At 51.7% G+C, this 17503-nt stretch carries 20 protein-coding genes and 1 other annotated feature; of the genes, 17 read left to right on the top strand and 3 right to left on the bottom strand.

The window, feature by feature from the left end; translation table 11 throughout:
* From infC to selO, 13 genes are all read left to right on the top strand, one after another.
* A complete protein-coding gene (infC, locus tag ABIB59_RS00855; RefSeq protein WP_071845866.1) occupies positions 1-543 on the top strand; it encodes a translation initiation factor IF-3 in 543 nt (180 codons plus the stop codon).
* A gap of 96 nt (positions 544-639) precedes the next feature.
* Complete coding sequence (rpmI, locus tag ABIB59_RS00850) at positions 640-837, top strand: 50S ribosomal protein L35 (RefSeq protein WP_001124225.1); 198 nt, start codon at positions 640-642, stop codon at positions 835-837.
* A gap of 98 nt (positions 838-935) precedes the next feature.
* Complete coding sequence (rplT, locus tag ABIB59_RS00845; protein ID WP_013366084.1) at positions 936-1292, top strand: 50S ribosomal protein L20; 357 nt, start codon at positions 936-938, stop codon at positions 1290-1292.
* A 241-nt stretch (positions 1293-1533) separates the two neighbouring features.
* Positions 1534-1657 (top strand) — a sequence feature (Phe leader region).
* Complete coding sequence (gene pheM / locus ABIB59_RS00840; protein WP_001386830.1) at positions 1539-1583, top strand: pheST operon leader peptide PheM; 45 nt, start codon at positions 1539-1541, stop codon at positions 1581-1583. Its footprint overlaps the feature before it by 45 nt.
* Before the next feature lie 51 nt (positions 1658-1708).
* The gene (gene pheS / locus ABIB59_RS00835; RefSeq protein ID WP_041851604.1) at positions 1709-2692 is read left to right on the top strand and encodes a phenylalanine--tRNA ligase subunit alpha; all 984 of its coding nucleotides are present in this window, start codon (positions 1709-1711) and stop codon (positions 2690-2692) included.
* Positions 2693-2706: 14 nt separating this feature from the next.
* The gene (gene pheT, locus ABIB59_RS00830; RefSeq protein WP_354033660.1) at positions 2707-5094 is read left to right on the top strand and encodes a phenylalanine--tRNA ligase subunit beta; all 2388 of its coding nucleotides are present in this window, start codon (positions 2707-2709) and stop codon (positions 5092-5094) included.
* A gap of 4 nt (positions 5095-5098) precedes the next feature.
* A complete protein-coding gene (gene ihfA, locus ABIB59_RS00825; RefSeq protein ID WP_006820203.1) occupies positions 5099-5398 on the top strand; it encodes an integration host factor subunit alpha in 300 nt (99 codons plus the stop codon).
* A 99-nt stretch (positions 5399-5497) separates the two neighbouring features.
* Positions 5498-6478: a vitamin B12 ABC transporter permease BtuC gene (gene btuC, locus ABIB59_RS00820; RefSeq protein ID WP_041851602.1), complete on the top strand. Its 981-nt coding sequence runs from the start codon at positions 5498-5500 to the stop codon at positions 6476-6478.
* A 219-nt stretch (positions 6479-6697) separates the two neighbouring features.
* Positions 6698-7249: a glutathione peroxidase gene (locus ABIB59_RS00815; protein WP_041851601.1), complete on the top strand. Its 552-nt coding sequence runs from the start codon at positions 6698-6700 to the stop codon at positions 7247-7249.
* Positions 7249-7995 carry a vitamin B12 ABC transporter ATP-binding protein BtuD gene (btuD, locus tag ABIB59_RS00810; RefSeq protein WP_233473483.1) on the top strand — a complete coding sequence of 249 codons (747 nt, stop codon included), beginning with the start codon at positions 7249-7251 and terminating at the stop codon, positions 7993-7995. The genes ABIB59_RS00815 and btuD overlap by 1 nt, the downstream gene beginning before the upstream one ends.
* Before the next feature lie 76 nt (positions 7996-8071).
* Positions 8072-8533: a C40 family peptidase gene (locus ABIB59_RS00805; protein ID WP_071195364.1), complete on the top strand. Its 462-nt coding sequence runs from the start codon at positions 8072-8074 to the stop codon at positions 8531-8533.
* 325 nt (positions 8534-8858) lie between these two features.
* Complete coding sequence (locus ABIB59_RS00800) at positions 8859-9569, top strand: EAL domain-containing protein (protein ID WP_041851598.1); 711 nt, start codon at positions 8859-8861, stop codon at positions 9567-9569.
* Between the two features lie 61 nt (positions 9570-9630).
* A complete protein-coding gene (gene selO / locus ABIB59_RS00795; RefSeq protein WP_079498114.1) occupies positions 9631-11073 on the top strand; it encodes a protein adenylyltransferase SelO in 1443 nt (480 codons plus the stop codon).
* A gap of 4 nt (positions 11074-11077) precedes the next feature.
* Here the strand turns inward: selO and hemP are convergent, their stop codons facing one another.
* The 3 genes from hemP to ppsR all read right to left on the bottom strand — a co-directional run bounded on the left by hemP (position 11078) and on the right by ppsR (position 13437).
* Entirely contained in the window at positions 11078-11269 is a 192-nt protein-coding gene (gene hemP, locus ABIB59_RS00790) for a hemin uptake protein HemP (protein ID WP_354033657.1), read from the bottom strand.
* Between the two features lie 135 nt (positions 11270-11404).
* Entirely contained in the window at positions 11405-12451 is a 1047-nt protein-coding gene (aroH, locus tag ABIB59_RS00785; protein ID WP_041851790.1) for a 3-deoxy-7-phosphoheptulonate synthase AroH, read from the bottom strand.
* A 152-nt stretch (positions 12452-12603) separates the two neighbouring features.
* Positions 12604-13437: a posphoenolpyruvate synthetase regulatory kinase/phosphorylase PpsR gene (gene ppsR, locus ABIB59_RS00780; RefSeq protein ID WP_041851595.1), complete on the bottom strand. Its 834-nt coding sequence runs from the start codon at positions 13435-13437 to the stop codon at positions 12604-12606.
* Positions 13438-13769: 332 nt separating this feature from the next.
* Here ppsR and ppsA point away from each other — a divergent pair, with 332 nt between their 5' ends.
* The 4 genes from ppsA to ABIB59_RS00760 all read left to right on the top strand — a co-directional run bounded on the left by ppsA (position 13770) and on the right by ABIB59_RS00760 (position 17441).
* On the top strand, positions 13770-16148 hold the full coding sequence (gene ppsA / locus ABIB59_RS00775) for a phosphoenolpyruvate synthase (RefSeq protein ID WP_041851594.1): 2379 nt from the start codon (positions 13770-13772) through the stop codon (positions 16146-16148).
* A gap of 497 nt (positions 16149-16645) precedes the next feature.
* Positions 16646-16861 (top strand): hypothetical protein, encoded by a 216-nt coding sequence (locus ABIB59_RS00770; protein ID WP_041851593.1) that lies wholly within the window; start codon positions 16646-16648, stop codon positions 16859-16861.
* Positions 16858-17061 carry a hypothetical protein gene (locus ABIB59_RS00765; RefSeq protein WP_041851592.1) on the top strand — a complete coding sequence of 68 codons (204 nt, stop codon included), beginning with the start codon at positions 16858-16860 and terminating at the stop codon, positions 17059-17061. The genes ABIB59_RS00770 and ABIB59_RS00765 overlap by 4 nt, the downstream gene beginning before the upstream one ends.
* Positions 17058-17441 (top strand): hypothetical protein, encoded by a 384-nt coding sequence (locus tag ABIB59_RS00760; protein WP_041851591.1) that lies wholly within the window; start codon positions 17058-17060, stop codon positions 17439-17441. The genes ABIB59_RS00765 and ABIB59_RS00760 overlap by 4 nt, the downstream gene beginning before the upstream one ends.
* Positions 17442-17503: the final 62 nt, after the last annotated feature.

The raw sequence follows: 17503 nt of genomic DNA, 5'->3' as shown, positions 1-17503 counted from the left end.
ATTAAAGGCGGAAAACGAGTTCAAACGGCACGTCCGAATCGTATCAATGGCGAGATTCGCGCCCAGGAAGTTCGCTTAACTGGTCTGGAAGGTGAGCAACTGGGTATTGTGAGTCTGAGAGAAGCTATCGAAAAGGCTGAAGAAGCTGGAGTAGATTTAGTTGAGATCAGCCCTAACGCCGAACCGCCAGTTTGTCGTATCATGGACTACGGCAAGTTCCTTTATGAAAAGAGTAAGTCTTCTAAGGAACAGAAGAAAAAGCAAAAAGTTATTCAGGTCAAGGAAATCAAATTCCGACCTGGCACCGATGATGGCGACTACCAGGTAAAACTCCGCAGCCTGGTTCGCTTTCTGGAAGATGGCGATAAGGCCAAGATCACACTGCGTTTCCGCGGTCGTGAGATGGCCCACCAACAGATCGGTATGGAAGTGCTTAACCGCGTCCGTGACGATCTGAGTGAACTGGCAGTAGTCGAATCCTTCCCTACGAAGATCGAAGGCCGCCAGATGATCATGGTGCTCGCTCCTAAGAAGAAACAGTAAGGCCTTCAAGTAGCAATTCCTGTGGCGCCTTTGGGCTTCACAGGTTTTGTTCGCCTGGGTTTCGTTTATTAACAATGCGAAGTGGAAGTTATTAAAATGCCAAAAATCAAGACCGTACGCGGTGCTGCTAAGCGCTTCAAAAAAACCGGTAAAGGTGGTTTTAAGCACAAGCACGCTAACCTGCGTCATATTCTGACCAAAAAAGCTACCAAGCGTAAACGTCACCTGCGTCCGAAAGCCATGGTTTCCAAAGGCGATCTGGGCCTGGTAATCGCGTGCCTGCCGTACGCATAAGTCGTTAACCTTTTTATTAACTTTTTTATGCCCCTGTCCGTTTGCATGATAAATGCGACGGGAGAAGGGCACTCAGAATATAGATACAGGAGAGCAACATGGCTCGCGTAAAACGTGGTGTAATTGCACGCGCACGTCACAAGAAAATTTTGAAACAAGCTAAAGGCTACTACGGTGCGCGTTCACGCGTTTACCGCGTTGCCTTCCAGGCTGTTATCAAAGCAGGTCAGTACGCTTATCGTGACCGTCGTCAGAAAAAGCGTCAGTTCCGTCAACTGTGGATTGCGCGTATCAACGCAGCAGCACGTCAGAACGGTATTTCTTACAGCAAATTCATCAACGGCCTGAAAAAAGCCTCTGTTGAAATCGACCGTAAGATCCTGGCTGATATCGCAGTATTCGACAAAGTAGCGTTTACCGCTCTGGTCGAAAAAGCGAAAGCAGCTCTGGCTTAATAAGTCAGTGGAAGAGGGAGCGATGCTCCCTCTTTTCGTTTATACCCGTCATGTCTCGCATTGCATGCGCGTAGGCTGAGGTTTTCACCCGGTCACTTACTTAAGTAAGCTCCTGTGGTTTCACTCTCTCGCCGCTGTTTTGCAACGCGAATTATTTAGGGTATAACACCATCAGAAGATTGACTTTTTTCCGGTGAGCCCTTTCAATAAGGTAATCCGCTTTTTACCACACAAGGTAACGCAAGCATGAATGCTGCTATTTTCCGCTTCTTTTTTTACTTTAGCACCTGACTCCGGGAGGCTAGCGCGTGAAAGAAGAAACGGAAAATTAACGCCAAAAGCCTCCAACAGGAGGCTTTTTTTGTGTCTGAATTTTAAGTAAAAAGTCCAACAACAAGGACATAACGAGGAAAATTATGTCACATCTCGCAGAGCTGGTTGCCAGTGCACGGGCAGCCATTAATGATGCCTCAGATGTTGCCGCGTTAGATAACGTACGCGTTGAATATCTGGGTAAGAAAGGGCATCTGACCCTTCAGATGACCACCCTGCGTGAGCTGCCGCCAGAAGAGCGCCCGGCTGCCGGGGCGGTGATTAACGAAGCAAAAGAACAGGTCCAGCAGGCGCTGAACGCGCGTAAATACGATCTGGAAAATGCTGCACTGAACGCGCGCCTGGCGGCTGAGACCATCGACGTATCCCTGCCGGGGCGCCGTATCGAAAACGGCGGCCTGCATCCGGTCACCCGTACTATCGACCGCATTGAGAGTTTCTTCGGTGAGCTTGGCTTTACCGTGGCGACGGGCCCGGAAATCGAAGATGATTATCACAACTTCGATGCATTGAATATTCCAGGCCATCATCCGGCACGCGCTGACCACGACACTTTCTGGTTTGATGCCACCCGCCTGCTGCGTACGCAGACATCTGGCGTGCAGATTCGCACCATGAAAGAACAGCAGCCGCCGATTCGTATTATCGCGCCGGGCCGCGTGTACCGTAACGACTACGACCAGACGCATACCCCGATGTTCCATCAGATGGAAGGTCTGATTGTTGATACCAACATCAGCTTTACCAACCTGAAAGGTACGCTGCACGATTTCCTGAACAACTTCTTTGAGGAAGATCTGCAGGTACGTTTCCGTCCATCTTACTTCCCGTTCACTGAACCGTCTGCAGAGGTGGATGTGATGGGTAAAAACGGCAAATGGCTGGAAGTGTTGGGTTGCGGCATGGTGCATCCGAACGTACTGCGCAATGTGGGCATTGACCCGGAAATCTATTCTGGCTTCGCGTTTGGGATGGGGATGGAGCGCCTGACCATGCTGCGTTACGGTGTGACCGATCTGCGAGCATTCTTCGAAAACGATTTGCGTTTCCTCAAACAGTTTAAATAAGGGCAGGACAAATAATGAAATTCAGTGAACTGTGGTTACGCGAGTGGGTTAACCCGGCAGTCGACAGTGAAGCGCTTTCCGATCAAATCACCATGGCTGGCCTGGAAGTTGACGGCGTCGAGCCTGTGGCGGACGCATTTAACGGCGTGGTTGTGGGTGAAGTTGTGGAGTGCGGTCAGCACCCGAATGCAGACAAACTGCGCGTTACAAAAGTGAATGTGGGCGGTGAACGCCTGCTGGATATTGTCTGTGGCGCGCCGAACTGCCGCCAGGGGCTGAAAGTGGCTGTTGCCACCATCGGCGCAGTACTGCCGGGTGACTTCAAAATTAAAGCGGCCAAACTGCGCGGTGAACCGTCAGAAGGCATGCTGTGTTCGTTCTCTGAGCTGGGTATTTCCGATGACCACAGCGGCATTATCGAACTGCCGCTGGACGCCACGATTGGTACCGATATTCGCGACTACCTTAAACTTGATGACAACACTATTGAAATCAGTGTGACGCCGAACCGTGCTGATTGCTTAGGGATCATGGGTGTCGCGCGCGATGTCGCCGCACTGAACAAAGCACCGCTGGTTGAACCGGAAATCACCCCGGTTGCCGCCACCATTAACGATACGCTGCCAATCACCGTTGACGCCGCTGATGCCTGTCCGCGTTATCTGGGGCGTGTGGTTAAAGGTATTAACGTAAAAGCGCCGACCCCGCTGTGGATGAAAGAAAAACTGCGTCGCTGCGGTGTGCGTTCTATCGATGCGGTTGTGGACGTGACCAACTATGTTCTGCTGGAACTGGGTCAGCCGATGCATGCTTTCGATATGGATCGTATCGACGGTGGTATCGTCGTACGTATGGCGAAAGAGAACGAAACGCTGGTACTGCTCGACGGTAGCGAAGCCAAACTGGCAACCGACACGCTGGTGATTGCTGACCACAATAAAGCGCTGGCTATGGGCGGCATTTTTGGTGGTGAACACTCTGGCGTGAACGGCGAAACACAGAACGTTCTGCTGGAATCCGCGTTCTTTAGCCCACTGTCCATCACTGGCCGTGCGCGTCGTCATGGTCTGCACACGGATGCTTCCCATCGCTATGAGCGTGGCGTTGATCCGGCGTTGCAGTACAAAGCCATGGAGCGTGCGACCCGTCTGCTGATTGATATCTGCGGTGGTGAAGCCGGTCCGGTTGTTGATATCACCAATGAAGCCACGCTGCCGAAACGGGCGACCATCCGTCTGCGCCGCAGCAAGCTGGATCGTTTGATTGGTCATCATATTGCGGATGAACAGGTTACTGACATCCTTAAACGCCTGGGGTGCGAAGTCACCGAAGGGCAGGATGAGTGGCTGGCCGTTGCGCCGAGCTGGCGTTTCGATATGGAAATCGAAGAAGACCTGGTAGAAGAGGTTGCGCGCCTGTACGGTTACAACAACATCCCGAATGCACCGGTACAAGCCGGGCTGGTGATGGGGCCACACCGCGAAGCCAATCTGTCGCTCAAGCGCGTGAAAACGCTGCTCAATGACAAAGGCTATCAGGAAGTGATCACCTACAGTTTCGTTGATCCGAAAGTACAGCAGTTGATCCATCCGGGTGAAGAAGCGCTGATTCTGCCAAGCCCGATCTCCAGCGAAATGTCAGCGATGCGTCTGTCACTGCTGACCGGCCTGCTCGGGACTATCGTCTATAACCAGAACCGTCAGCAGAGCCGTGTGCGTATCTTCGAAACCGGTCTGCGCTTCGTACCGGACACCCAGGCGCCTTTAGGTATTCGTCAGGATCTGATGCTGGCGGGCGCCATCTGCGGTAACCGCTATGAAGAGCATTGGGATCTGGCTAAAGGCAGCGTTGATTTCTTCGACCTGAAAGGCGATCTGGAATCCTTACTCGACCTGACCGGCAAATTGTCCGCGATTGAGTTCCGCGCAGAGGCGAATCCGGCGCTGCATCCTGGGCAATCCGCAGCGATTTATCTGAAAGATGAATACGTTGGTTTCATTGGCGTCGTGCATCCGGAGTTGGAACGTAAGCTCGATCTAAATGGTCGTACGCTGGTGTTTGAACTGGAGTGGAACAAGGTCGCAGACCGCGTGGTTCCTCAGGCGCAGGAGATTTCACGCTTCCCGGCGAACCGTCGCGACATCGCTGTCGTCGTCGCTGAAAACGTGGCTGCGGCAGATATTTTAGCCGAATGTAAGAAAGTTGGCGTAAATCAGGTAGTTGGCGTAAACTTATTTGACGTGTACCGCGGTAAGGGTGTTGCGGAGGGGTATAAAAGCCTCGCCATTAGCCTGATCCTTCAGGATACCAGCCGTACACTCGAAGAAGAGGAGATTGCCGCTACCGTCGCCAAATGTGTAGAGGCATTAAAAGAGCGATTCCAGGCATCATTGAGGGATTGAACCTATGGCGCTTACAAAAGCTGAAATGTCCGAATATCTGTTTGATAAGCTTGGGCTTAGCAAGCGAGATGCTAAAGAGCTGGTAGAGCTGTTTTTCGAAGAGATCCGTCGTGCTTTGGAAAATGGTGAGCAGGTAAAACTCTCCGGCTTTGGCAATTTCGATCTGCGTGATAAGAATCAACGTCCGGGACGTAACCCGAAAACGGGCGAAGATATTCCCATTACAGCCCGGCGCGTGGTGACCTTCAGACCCGGCCAGAAGTTAAAAAGCCGCGTCGAAAACGCTTCGCCCAAAGCAGAGTAATCTGGACTAATTAAAAAGGCCGCAATTGCGGCCTTTTTCTTTCAATACTGAATATCATCTTTAAAATCAACTCACTCAATAACGCATCAATTGAACTGCATGCTGAATTACGCAAAACTCCAACAGCGTCGTAATGGTCAGTGGCTCTGCGGCCTTGCGCTGCTTTTGCTGATCGCGCTGTTTATTAGCCTGTGCGCGGGCGATCAGTGGATTGGTCCTGCAAACTGGCTTGATGCCCGTGGGCAACTTTTTGTCTGGCAAATACGTCTACCCCGTACGTTAGCGGTTTTGCTGGTGGGGGCGGCGCTGGCATTAAGCGGCGCGATTATGCAGGCGTTGTTTGAAAACCCACTGGCCGAGCCGGGGCTTCTGGGCGTGTCTAACGGTGCGGGTGTCGGGTTAATAGCCGCCGTACTGCTGGGAAAAGGTCTGTTGCCTGGCTGGGCGTTAGGGTTATGCGCCATCGCCGGGGCGCTGGTCATCACGCTTATTCTGCTGCGCTTTGCCCGACGGCATATGTCGACCAGTCGTCTGCTGTTAGCCGGCGTCGCTTTAGGGATCATTTGTAGCGCGCTGATGACCTGGGCCATCTATTTTTCCACTTCATTCGACCTGCGCCAGCTTATGTACTGGATGATGGGCGGTTTTGGCGGCGTAGACTGGCAACAAAGCTGGCTGATGGTCGCACTGTTACCGGTTATGGGCTGGACCTGCTTTCAGTCGCAGCCACTTAACGTACTGGCGCTGGGGGAGACATCGGCCCGTCAACTTGGGCTACCCCTATGGTTCTGGCGCAATGTGCTGGTGGTGGCAACCGGCTGGATGGTGGGCGTCAGCGTCGCGCTGGCTGGTTCCATTGGCTTTATAGGGCTGGTTATCCCCCATATTCTGCGTCTTTGCGGCCTCACCGACCATCGCGTGCTTCTGCCCGCCTGCGCGCTTGCGGGGGCGACGGCACTGCTTTTTGCCGATATCGTTGCCCGAATGGCACTGAGCGCCGCGGAATTACCTATCGGTGTCGTGACGGCAACACTGGGGGCACCGGTGTTCATCTGGCTCTTGCTAACGGCAAGACGCTAAAAGGCCGGAGGACGCAATGCCCGTATTCACCCGCAGACAATAATTACGTAAAAGTGTGTAACAACAGCACATCAAAAAAAGAAAAATTACCTAATTCTTTGGTTTTATGCCTTTTTTTGGTAAATGACAGGAAAAGGATTATCGCGCATTATCTGGCTATTATTAATGACTGGCCGGGCGAGAGATCCGGCGTACGAATGAACCGACTAAGGGGATGCTATGCACCAGGATATTTTGAACACCGAGATTACAACAATTGATGGCGAACATATCACGCTGGAAAAATACCAGGGCAAGGTTATTCTGGTAGTGAATGTGGCCTCAAAATGTGGCCTGACGCCACAGTATGAACAACTGGAAAACATTCAGAAAGCCTGGGAGAAAGACGGGTTTATCGTTCTCGGCTTCCCGTGTAATCAGTTTGCCGGGCAGGAGCCGGGCAGTGAAGAAGAGATCAAAACCTTCTGCAGCACGACCTACGGGGTGACTTTCCCAATGGCAGCCAAAGTCGATGTTAACGGTGAAAACCGCCATCCTTTGTATCGCAAATTGATTGCCGCGGCACCAAAGGCTGTCGCCCCGGAGGAAAGCGGTTTTTATGAGCGCATGGCCAGCAAAGGGCGGGCACCGCTTTATCCGGATGATATCCTGTGGAACTTTGAAAAATTCCTGATTGGTCGTGATGGTCAGGTTGTTCAGCGTTTCTCACCGGATATGACACCCGAAGATCCTATCCTGATGGAAGCGATTAAGCTGGCGCTGGCAAAATAATGCCGTTGCTGCAACTTCATGACCTTGAGGATGCAGGCAGACTGGGGCCAATTACGGCCCTGGTCGACAAAGCGCAAATGCTGCATCTCGTCGGGCCGAATGGTGCCGGGAAAAGCACGCTTCTGGCACGTCTCGCCGGTTTGACGCAGGGAAAGGGCAGTGTGCAGTTAAATGGTCGCCCGCTTGAGCAATGGCATGCGCCGCAACTGGCTCGTCATCGCGCTTACCTGTCCCAGCAGCAGACACCACCCTTCGCCATGCCGGTATGGCATTATCTGGCACTGCATCAGCATCACCATCCCAACGACAACGTGGTTGAAGAGATTACGCATAAACTTGGGCTGGCGGATAAGCTGGGGCGCACTGTCAATCACCTCTCCGGTGGCGAATGGCAGCGGGTGCGGCTGGCAGCGGTGATTGCGCAAATTCATCCGGAAGCGAATGCGGATGGGCAACTCCTGTTGTTAGACGAGCCGATGAACAGTCTCGATGTCGCCCAGCAGGCCGCGCTGGATGGCATGTTAAGCGAGCTGGTGGCGGCAGGGATCACCGTTGTGATGAGCAGCCACGATCTCAACCATTCGCTGCGTCGCGCGCATCAGGTGTGGCTATTACGCCAGGGTAAACTGATTGCCAGTGGCCCACGTGATGAGGTGTTAACGCCGCAAAATCTGGCGACCGCATACGGTATGCCATTTCGTCGCCTCGACCTGGCTGGTCACAGGATGCTCATTCCCGAGGTATAGCAGTAAACGGAACTTGCAAGAATTGCAATTCACACGCTAAATTATTCCAGCATAACAAAAATAGAGGTTTTGCTGGATGCGCATCTGGTTTCTTCTGGCGGCATTAATTCTTTCAGGGTGCAGCAGTCATCGGGCACCGCCACCTAACGCACGCCTTTCTGATTCCATCACCGTCATTGCGGGGCTTAATGATCAACTGCGCGACTGGCGCGGTACGCCTTACCGCTATGGCGGCATGAGCCGTAATGGCGTTGATTGTTCGGCATTCGTGATGATGACCTTCCGCGATAAATTTAACCTAGAGCTTCCCCGCGATACGCGTAAACAGGCGGAAGTGGGAACGAAAATCGATAAGGATGAATTGCTGCCAGGCGATCTGGTGTTCTTCAAAACAGGCTCCGGTGATAACGGTCTGCATGTGGGCATCTATGACACCGATAATGCCTTTATCCATGCATCCACCAGCCAGGGAGTCGTGCGTTCTTCGTTAAACAATGTCTACTGGCGCAAGAATTTCTGGCAGGCGCGTCGTATCTAATCCCCCTTCCCATAACAAGCAGCGAATAGCTAACCGGTTCGCTGCTTTTGTGAACTAAACGCAAATTTTGTTATTTTCCTCACCGTTCATTCATTTTTCCTTCAATATTTATTATTTAACTATTCGTTACCTTAAAGGGCTGTCAGTATCGTGGCATACGCTGGTGTGAGCAATTTAACCAGGATAAGCTTGCGCACGAAAATAAGGAATTTTCGACAATATAATGGGAAATGATGAAGTCAGTTTTGTTAAGTTCAACTACGTTGATGCATGTGCGCATTGGTTTTTCGATGCAGGATATCAACCTTAATGCGGGGTTGGCGCCATGATCGTATCGTTTGATGACACCTATCGCTCAGAGTTTTTACTACAACCTGCGCGCAACGGTTACGGCACGCTTGTCGGGATTGAAATCGTGGTCAATTTCGTTGGGGCGGGTTCTGTACGGGCATCTGCAGAGCGGATAGTGCCACGCCTGAGCCCAGACGAAACGCTGACGCTTTTTACTGAGCAATTAGAATTACTCGAATCCTGTAAGCTATTCTTTATTCAGCATCAACTTCTCGCCTGGATACATATTTCACCGCTTATTGTCGATGCATTGATCTCTAATGCTGAACTTGCCGAAACGGTAGCGAAATATCCTTTTCTCGAATTTACTGTGAATGAGAATTATCCCAACCTGACGAAAGGTAATGAAAATAATTCTCTCGTCTTGTTTAGCGAACGGTATCCTTTAATCCTGGGAAATTTTGGTGCCGGGGCGGCTTCCACTCGCGCCATTTTTGACGGGCTGTTTAAGCGGGTGGTGTTGGATAAAAACTTTATCCATCAGCGGCTGGCCTCGCGTTCGTTCGAACCCTTTATGCGCGCGATCGTCTCACAAATTTCCCCCTATTGCCGTTCGGTAATGATTGACGGTATTGACGATGAAAAAACCTTAAAGCGGGTGAAGCCGTATCAGTTCAGTGCCATGCAGGGGAATTTATGGCCAGCGGTCCCCGCCGCTCAGATCACCAGCCTGGTTCAGGGATAACCTTGCCTTTAACCCGTGTTTAACATCCTCTAAACCCACTACAATAAAGACAGGAGGTACTATGACCCTGTCTTTTATTACCCGCTGGCGCGATGAGCTGCCTGGTTTTTATACTGCCCTTTCCCCGACACCGCTGAGTAATGCCCGCTTGCTTTGGCATAATGCCCCTCTGGCGAAAACCATGGGCATCGATCCCGCCCTGTTTGCGCCGAACGAGGGGGCTGGCGTGTGGGGGGGCGAAACGCTGCTTCCCGGAATGTCACCGCTTTCGCAGGTCTACAGCGGACATCAGTTTGGCGTCTGGGCGGGGCAACTGGGCGACGGGCGCGGTATCCTGCTCGGCGAACAGCGACTGCCTGATGGTACAACGCTGGACTGGCACCTGAAAGGTGCCGGGCTTACGCCGTATTCCCGTATGGGTGATGGCCGTGCGGTGCTGCGCTCAACCATTCGTGAAAGCCTGGCCTCTGAGGCCATGCACCATCTGGGGATTGCGACGACACGTGCGCTTTCTATTGTCACCAGTGACACGCCTGTTTACCGCGAAAGCGTTGAGCAGGGGGCGATGATGATGCGCATTGCGCAAAGTCATATCCGTTTTGGCCACTTCGAGCACTTCTATTATCGGCGCGAACCCGAAAAGGTACGCCAACTGGCGGATTTTGTGATTCGCCATTACTGGCCGCATCTGCAGGATGATGCCAACAAATATGAAGTCTGGTTCCGGGATGTCATTGCCCGTACCGCTGCGCTGATGGCTCGCTGGCAGGCGGTCGGCTTCGCCCATGGGGTCATGAATACGGACAACATGTCGATTCTGGGACTGACGATTGATTACGGCCCCTACGGTTTTCTTGATGACTACCAGCCCGGTTTTATCTGCAATCACTCGGACTACCAGGGACGTTATAGCTTCGATAACCAGCCAACAATTGCCCTGTGGAATCTGCAACGGCTGGCGCAAACTCTGTCGCCGTTTATGAGTGCCGATGTGCTCAATGCGGCGCTGGACAGTTATCAGCCGGTATTGCTGAGCGAATATGGCATATTGATGCGCCAGAAACTGGGCTTTTTTAGCCAGCAAAAGGATGACAATGTGTTGTTAAGCGAGCTCTTCGCTCTGATGGAACGTGAAGGCAGCGACTATACCCGCACTTTCCGCATGTTAAGTCATACTGAGCAGATGAGCGCCAGCAGCGCGCTACGTGACGAGTTTATCGATCGCGAAGCGTTTGACAGTTGGTTTAGCCGCTACCGTGCGCGTCTGGCGCAGGAGACTATTGCGGATGCGCAACGTCAGCAGCAGATGCAAAACGTAAACCCTGCGGTTGTGCTGCGTAACTGGCTCGCACAGCGGGCGATTGAACAGGCAGAGCAGGGAAATACCGAAGAGCTGGAGCGTCTGCATGCCGTCTTGCGGGAGCCTTATGCAGAGCGCAACGATGACTATAGCCGTCGCCCACCGGACTGGGGTAAAAGACTGGAGGTTAGCTGTTCGAGCTGAGCCTCTATTTCGTTAGTATCAGTTTCCCGGCGTGCGTCTGTCGCAACAGATATTCTTGTCCCTGATGTTCAATGACAACGCGCGCCGAATCCCCCAACAGGGTTTTGCTGCTGATGCGGCGATCCTCAGGATGAATAGTGGCTGGGCTGGCAGGCAGTTTCTCTGCCGGAGGGGTCGGCTTATCCTTGTTCGACATTTCACGCTAACTGTTTGGATATGACAATGATAATTATTATTAATACCTGCTGTGCGGGCTGCAAGTAATATTTGGAAAACCAATCATTTGGGGTAGGGGGACGCGTCCCGCCGGGAGACCCGACGGGTAAAAGGATTACAAACGAGAGGAGACTGCCGCAGCGAGTTTATCGAGCAATACTTCGCTGTCTTCCCAACTCAGGCACGGGTCAGTGATAGACTGCCCGTATACCAGCGGCTGGCCGCTGACGATCTTTTGCGTACCCTCTTGCAGGAAACTCTCCGCCATCACCCCCGCAATTGCCGTGGAGCCATCACGAATCTGCTGACAGATGTCATCGCAGACTTCAAGCTGGCGACGATGCTGTTTCTGGCAGTTGCCGTGACTGAAATCGACGACCAGTTGCTCCGGCAGATCAAACTCACGCAGAGTTGCGCAGGCGGCGGCAATATCGTCGGCGTAGAAATTCGGTTTTTTTCCGCCACGCATAATGATATGCCCGTAAGGGTTACCGCTGGTCTGGTAAATGGTCATCTGTCCGGTTTTGTCCGGCGAGAGGAACATATGGCTGGTTCGCGAAGCGCGAATCGCGTCTACCGCAATTCGGGTGTTACCGTCAGTACCGTTTTTAAAGCCTACCGGACAGGAGAGCGCCGACGCCATCTCGCGGTGGATCTGGCTTTCTGTGGTACGCGCGCCAATCGCCCCCCAACTGATCAGATCAGCAATAAATTGTCCTGTCACCATATCCAGAAATTCGGTTGCTGTCGGTACGCCCAGCTCATTCACTGCGAGAAGGAGTTTGCGTGCCAGTTCGATGCCGTGGTTAACGCGGTAGCTGCCGTTCAGGTCGGGATCGGAAATCAACCCTTTCCAGCCCACTACGGTTCGCGGCTTTTCAAAATAGGTGCGCATCACAATTTCCAGTTGCGCACTGTGCTTTTGCCTTAACCCCTGCAGGCGACGGGCATAATCCATTGCTGCGTCCAGATCGTGAATGGAGCAGGGGCCAATAATCACTAATAGCCGTTTATCTTCACCGTTGAGGATTTTCTCGATACGGCGACGGGATTGTGTGACATGTTCCGCAACTGCAAGGGAAACGGGATGCCGCTGCGCGAGCTCTGCCGGAGTGACCAGACTCTCGATGCGCGCAGTGCGAAGTTCATCGGTTTTGTTCATCAGAATTCTCAAAATTTTGTGCTCAAACGGCCAAATGCCGGAGGCGATGCGCACACCTTAAACCAATCCTTGCTTAATTCAATAGCAGGTTGTGATGCGCATCACATCGAAGGCCAGCATGATAGCAAAATTGTCATCCACGTACTAGTGTCTTAGTACATGCGGCGGTTAAGCCCCATCATGTCGAGAATTTTGGTGGCGATCTCTTCTACCGAATAGTTGGTACTGTTTAACCAGGGGATCTGATTTTTACGGTAAAGCGCTTCCACCTCTGCCACTTCCATGCGGCACTGGCGTAATGAAGCGTAACGGCTATTTTCACGACGCTCTTCGCGAATGGCGGCCAGGCGCTCAGGATTAATGGTCAGACCAAATAATTTATGCTGGAGCGGCTTCAATGAAACAGGCAGAACGAGATTATCCATGTCATCGGCAATAAAAGGATAATTAGCTGCACGGATACCGAATTGCATTGCCAGATAAAGGCTGGTTGGCGTTTTGCCGCAACGGGAAACACCTAACAAAATCACCTGGGCCTGATCCAGGTTGCGCAACGAAATACCGTCATCATGAGCCAGCGTGTAATCAATAGCGGCAATCCGCGCATCATATTTCGTCAGGTTGCCTGGATTTAACCCATGGGTACGATGCGCAATAGGTGTCGGGTCGAGTTTTAATTCTTGCTGTAATGGTGCCACCAGTGCCTGAACAATGTCCTGACAGAATCCTTCGCTTTGTAAAATAATGGTGCGGATTTCAGGCAATACGATGGAATAAAACACTAATGGACGTACGCCTGTCTGCTGATAGATAGCGTCAATCTGGTCCTTCACTGCTCTGGCGCGGCTTTCATTCTCCACGAACGGCAGCGTGATGCTATTGATGGCAACAGGGAATTGCGACATCACCGCATGGCCTAATACCTCTGCGGTGATAGCGGTACCATCGGAAATATAAAAAACCTGGCGATCCACAGCGCTGTCCATTTTACCCTTCCTGATTGTCATGCGTAATTATCTGAAAGCATAAATTAAAGTCACCCATCTGCGTAGCGTCTTTTCTGAATTTTTAAAATGAAACGGTATTTTTGTTTTTAATGAAAAGTATGGTTCATTTTTATTATGCGCCTAAAAAAAGAATGACTTTGAGGATTTTCCGATTATCGAATACGGAATCGTTGACGGGAAAGTGTCCGAAAAGACAAAAATTTAAATTGCTTGAACGATTCACCGTTTTTTCAGCCGGAATAATTATGCCAGGATGAAAAGGTAGTAAATGCTTTATTACCCCATTCAAATATCACAAAAGGATTGTTTAGATGTCCAACAATGGCTCGTCTCCGCTGGTGCTTTGGTATGACCAACTCGGCATGAATGATGTAGACAGAGTTGGGGGCAAAAATGCCTCCCTTGGTGAGATGATTACTAATCTGTCCGGTATGGGCGTAAGCGTACCCAATGGGTTTGCTACCACTGCCGATGCGTTTAACCAGTTTCTCGATCAAAGTGGCCTGAATCAGCGCATCTATGACCTGCTGGATAAAACGGACATTGACGACGTTTCCGAGCTGGCGAAAGCTGGCGCGCAGATTCGCCAGTGGATAGTCGATACCCCGTTCCAGCCGGCGTTCGAAGATGCGATCCATCAGGCATATGCCAAACTGTCTGCTGATGACGAGCAGGCATCCTTTGCGGTGCGTTCTTCCGCAACGGCAGAAGATATGCCAGACGCCTCCTTTGCGGGCCAACAGGAAACCTTCCTGAACGTGCAGGGGTATGACGCCGTGCTGGTGGCGGTGAAGCACGTCTTCGCCTCCCTGTTTAATGACCGTGCGATCTCTTACCGTGTGCATCAGGGTTACGATCATCGCGGTGTTGCGCTCTCTGCCGGGGTGCAACGGATGGTGCGCTCAGACATCGGTTCTTCCGGCGTGATGTTCTCTATCGACACGGAATCCGGCTTTGATCAGGTGGTATTTGTCACCGCGGCCTGGGGGCTGGGTGAAATGGTGGTACAGGGTGCAGTCAACCCGGATGAATTTTATGTTCATAAGCCAACACTGGCGGCTGGGCGTCCGGCTATCGTGCGCCGCACGATGGGGTCGAAGAAAATTCGCATGGTCTATGCACCAACCCAGGAGCATGGCAAACAGGTGCGTATCGAAGATGTCGAACAGGCTAATCGCGATCGTTTCTCGCTGACCAACGAGGAAGTGCAGGAGCTGGCGAAACAGGCTGTGCAGATTGAAAAACACTATGGCCGGCCGATGGACATTGAATGGGCGAAAGACGGCCATACTGGCAAACTATTTATTGTGCAGGCGCGCCCGGAGACCGTGCGCTCTCGCGGTAAAGTGATGGAGCGTTATACGCTGCATGCGCAGGGCAAAATCATCGCTGAAGGGCGTGCGATTGGCCAGCGCATTGGCGCAGGCCCGGTGAAAGTGATTCACGATATCAGTGAAATGAATCGCATCGAAGCGGGTGATGTGCTGGTGACTGACATGACCGACCCGGACTGGGAACCGATCATGAAAAAAGCGGCAGCGATTGTCACCAACCGTGGCGGTCGTACCTGCCATGCGGCCATCATCGCTCGTGAGCTGGGGATCCCGGCAGTCGTCGGTTGTGGCGATGCAACGGAGCGCATGAAAGATGGCGATAAAGTGACCGTCTCCTGCGCCGAAGGCGACACGGGCTATGTGTACGCCGAGATGCTCGACTTTAGCGTGAAAAGCTCAAGCATTGATGAAATGCCTGCGCTGCCGCTCAAAATCATGATGAACGTGGGCAACCCGGACAGAGCGTTTGATTTTGCCTGTCTGCCGAATGAAGGTGTCGGCCTGGCGCGCCTGGAATTTATTATCAACCGTATGATCGGCGTGCACCCGCGTGCATTGCTGGAGTTTGACGATCAGGACGTGAAGCTGCAAAACGAAATCCGCGAAATCATGAAAGGTTATGATTCGCCGAAAGAGTTTTATGTTGGACGTCTGACCGAAGGCATCGCAACGCTGGGGGCGGCATTCTATCCAAAACGGGTGATTGTGCGTCTGTCAGACTTTAAATCCAACGAGTATGCCAACCTCGTCGGCGGTGAACGTTACGAACCGGACGAAGAGAACCCGATGCTCGGCTTCCGTGGTGCCGGTCGCTATGTCTCCGACAGCTTCCGTGACTGTTTCGCGCTGGAATGTGAGGCGGTGAAGCGTGTGCGCAACGAAATGGGGCTGACCAACGTGGAAATCATGGTCCCGTTTGTCCGTACCGTTGAGCAGGCGAAAGCGGTGGTGGAAGAGCTGGCACGTCAGGGGCTCAAACGTGGTGAAAACGGACTCAAGATCATCATGATGTGCGAGATCCCGTCGAATGCGCTGCTCGCTGACCAGTTCCTGGAGCACTTTGACGGCTTCTCTATCGGTTCAAACGACATGACGCAACTGGCGTTGGGGCTGGACCGCGACTCCGGTGTTGTCTCTGAGCTGTTTGATGAGCGTAATGATGCGGTGAAAGCCCTGTTGTCGATGGCCATTCGCGCTGCCAAAAAACACGGCAAATATGTCGGTATCTGTGGGCAGGGCCCGTCGGACCATGAAGACTTCGCGGCCTGGCTGATGGAAGAGGGGATTGATAGCCTCTCCCTGAACCCGGACACCGTGGTTCAAACCTGGCTGACACTGGCTGAACTGAACAAATAATCCATTACTCCCTTACGATAAAACCTCACTTCTTCCGAAGTGAGGTTTTTTTATGGCGGAAATCCGGCTGGAATAAGTAAATTCTTAGCTGAAACAAAATGTGTTTGCGCACGCTTACCTTAGAGATGTGTCAGCAATCGAATTACACTGGCCTCGTTTTAACACATCTGCACGATTCAAATACTCCAACCCATCCTTTGCAGATGCCTCTGATCGCATGTGCTGCGTCAGATATATTTTTCTTTTCGTTTTTTCAGGGAATCTGCGCGACCGCGTAAAGCTGTATGAATGTGGCTGCATTGCCATGCTCACACCTTGCGCTTTTATTTTAGTTGGCTACCAGAACTGCAAAAAAATAACGACAGCCTGCCTGCTGATGGTTACGGATACATTTTGCTATCGGTCAGTCAGAAAACTCTGTCAGGTTATTTATATCGAGATGCGTGAGTCTTTTATTCACGCATCCCAATGATCTCATCTCAATTAAGGTAAATGCCATGAAACGTTTATTGCTGATTGCGACCGTGCTCTCCTGCATCGCGCTTAACGGCTGCGCATCGTATAACGATCATATTAAAGCGTGCGACGGAGAGGATGTGAGTACCGCGCATCTGGCCTTTGATTATCTGCCGATTGGCGCGCTACTTGATAACGGAACCTGTGCTGTTACCGGCAACGGTGCGCACTTTAGCAACACGGATGGCGCAAAATGAATTTCTATCAAACGGATACGTTAGCGGCTGTCATTGCACGCCTGAAAGAGCTTACCCGCGAATACCATGCTTATGAAAATACGCTGGCGCAGTTATGTGATGAGGGAGAAAAGGCCCTCAGAATACATAGCGAAGATGCGTATAACACTTTTATGTCTGAATGTGGTTCAACACTGGCGGCAATTAAGGTAGAACTATGACGCGATTGTTATTATTGTTAACCGCCTGTATTTATTCCTGCGCAGTTATGGCTGGTCCGGTTAATGGGAATTGGCTGACGAAGGAATCCGTTATCTGTATTAACGGTATGAGTGTAATAAAATATGATTACAACCATGCTGAATTAGCCAATACCACACTGGATATAGCAGTGAATGGCAAAACGGTTCGTACGATAAAAGGCCTGAATGTCTTTGACCATTGGGACAGCACATTGGATGCCGTCGAATTTGTCCATTTTAAATATGACGGGAAGGCGTACAACATCTATATCCAGGACAGCAAAGGGGAAGGCATCATGCATTTTGACTACACCAGCCCCGCCGTAGACTGTGCTGTCATGACAGGCGTTAATGTATGAGGTGGCTTATCATTATCGGCTTCTTACTATTTGCCGTATGGACGATTCAGGATGCCCCCCGA

Source organism: Citrobacter sp. UYEF32 (genome assembly GCF_040546205.1).
GTDB classification, from domain to species: Bacteria; Pseudomonadota; Gammaproteobacteria; order Enterobacterales; family Enterobacteriaceae; genus Phytobacter; species Phytobacter diazotrophicus.
The sequence above is the reverse complement of the archived record's forward strand: the minus strand, read 5'-3'. Positions and strand labels throughout refer to the sequence as shown.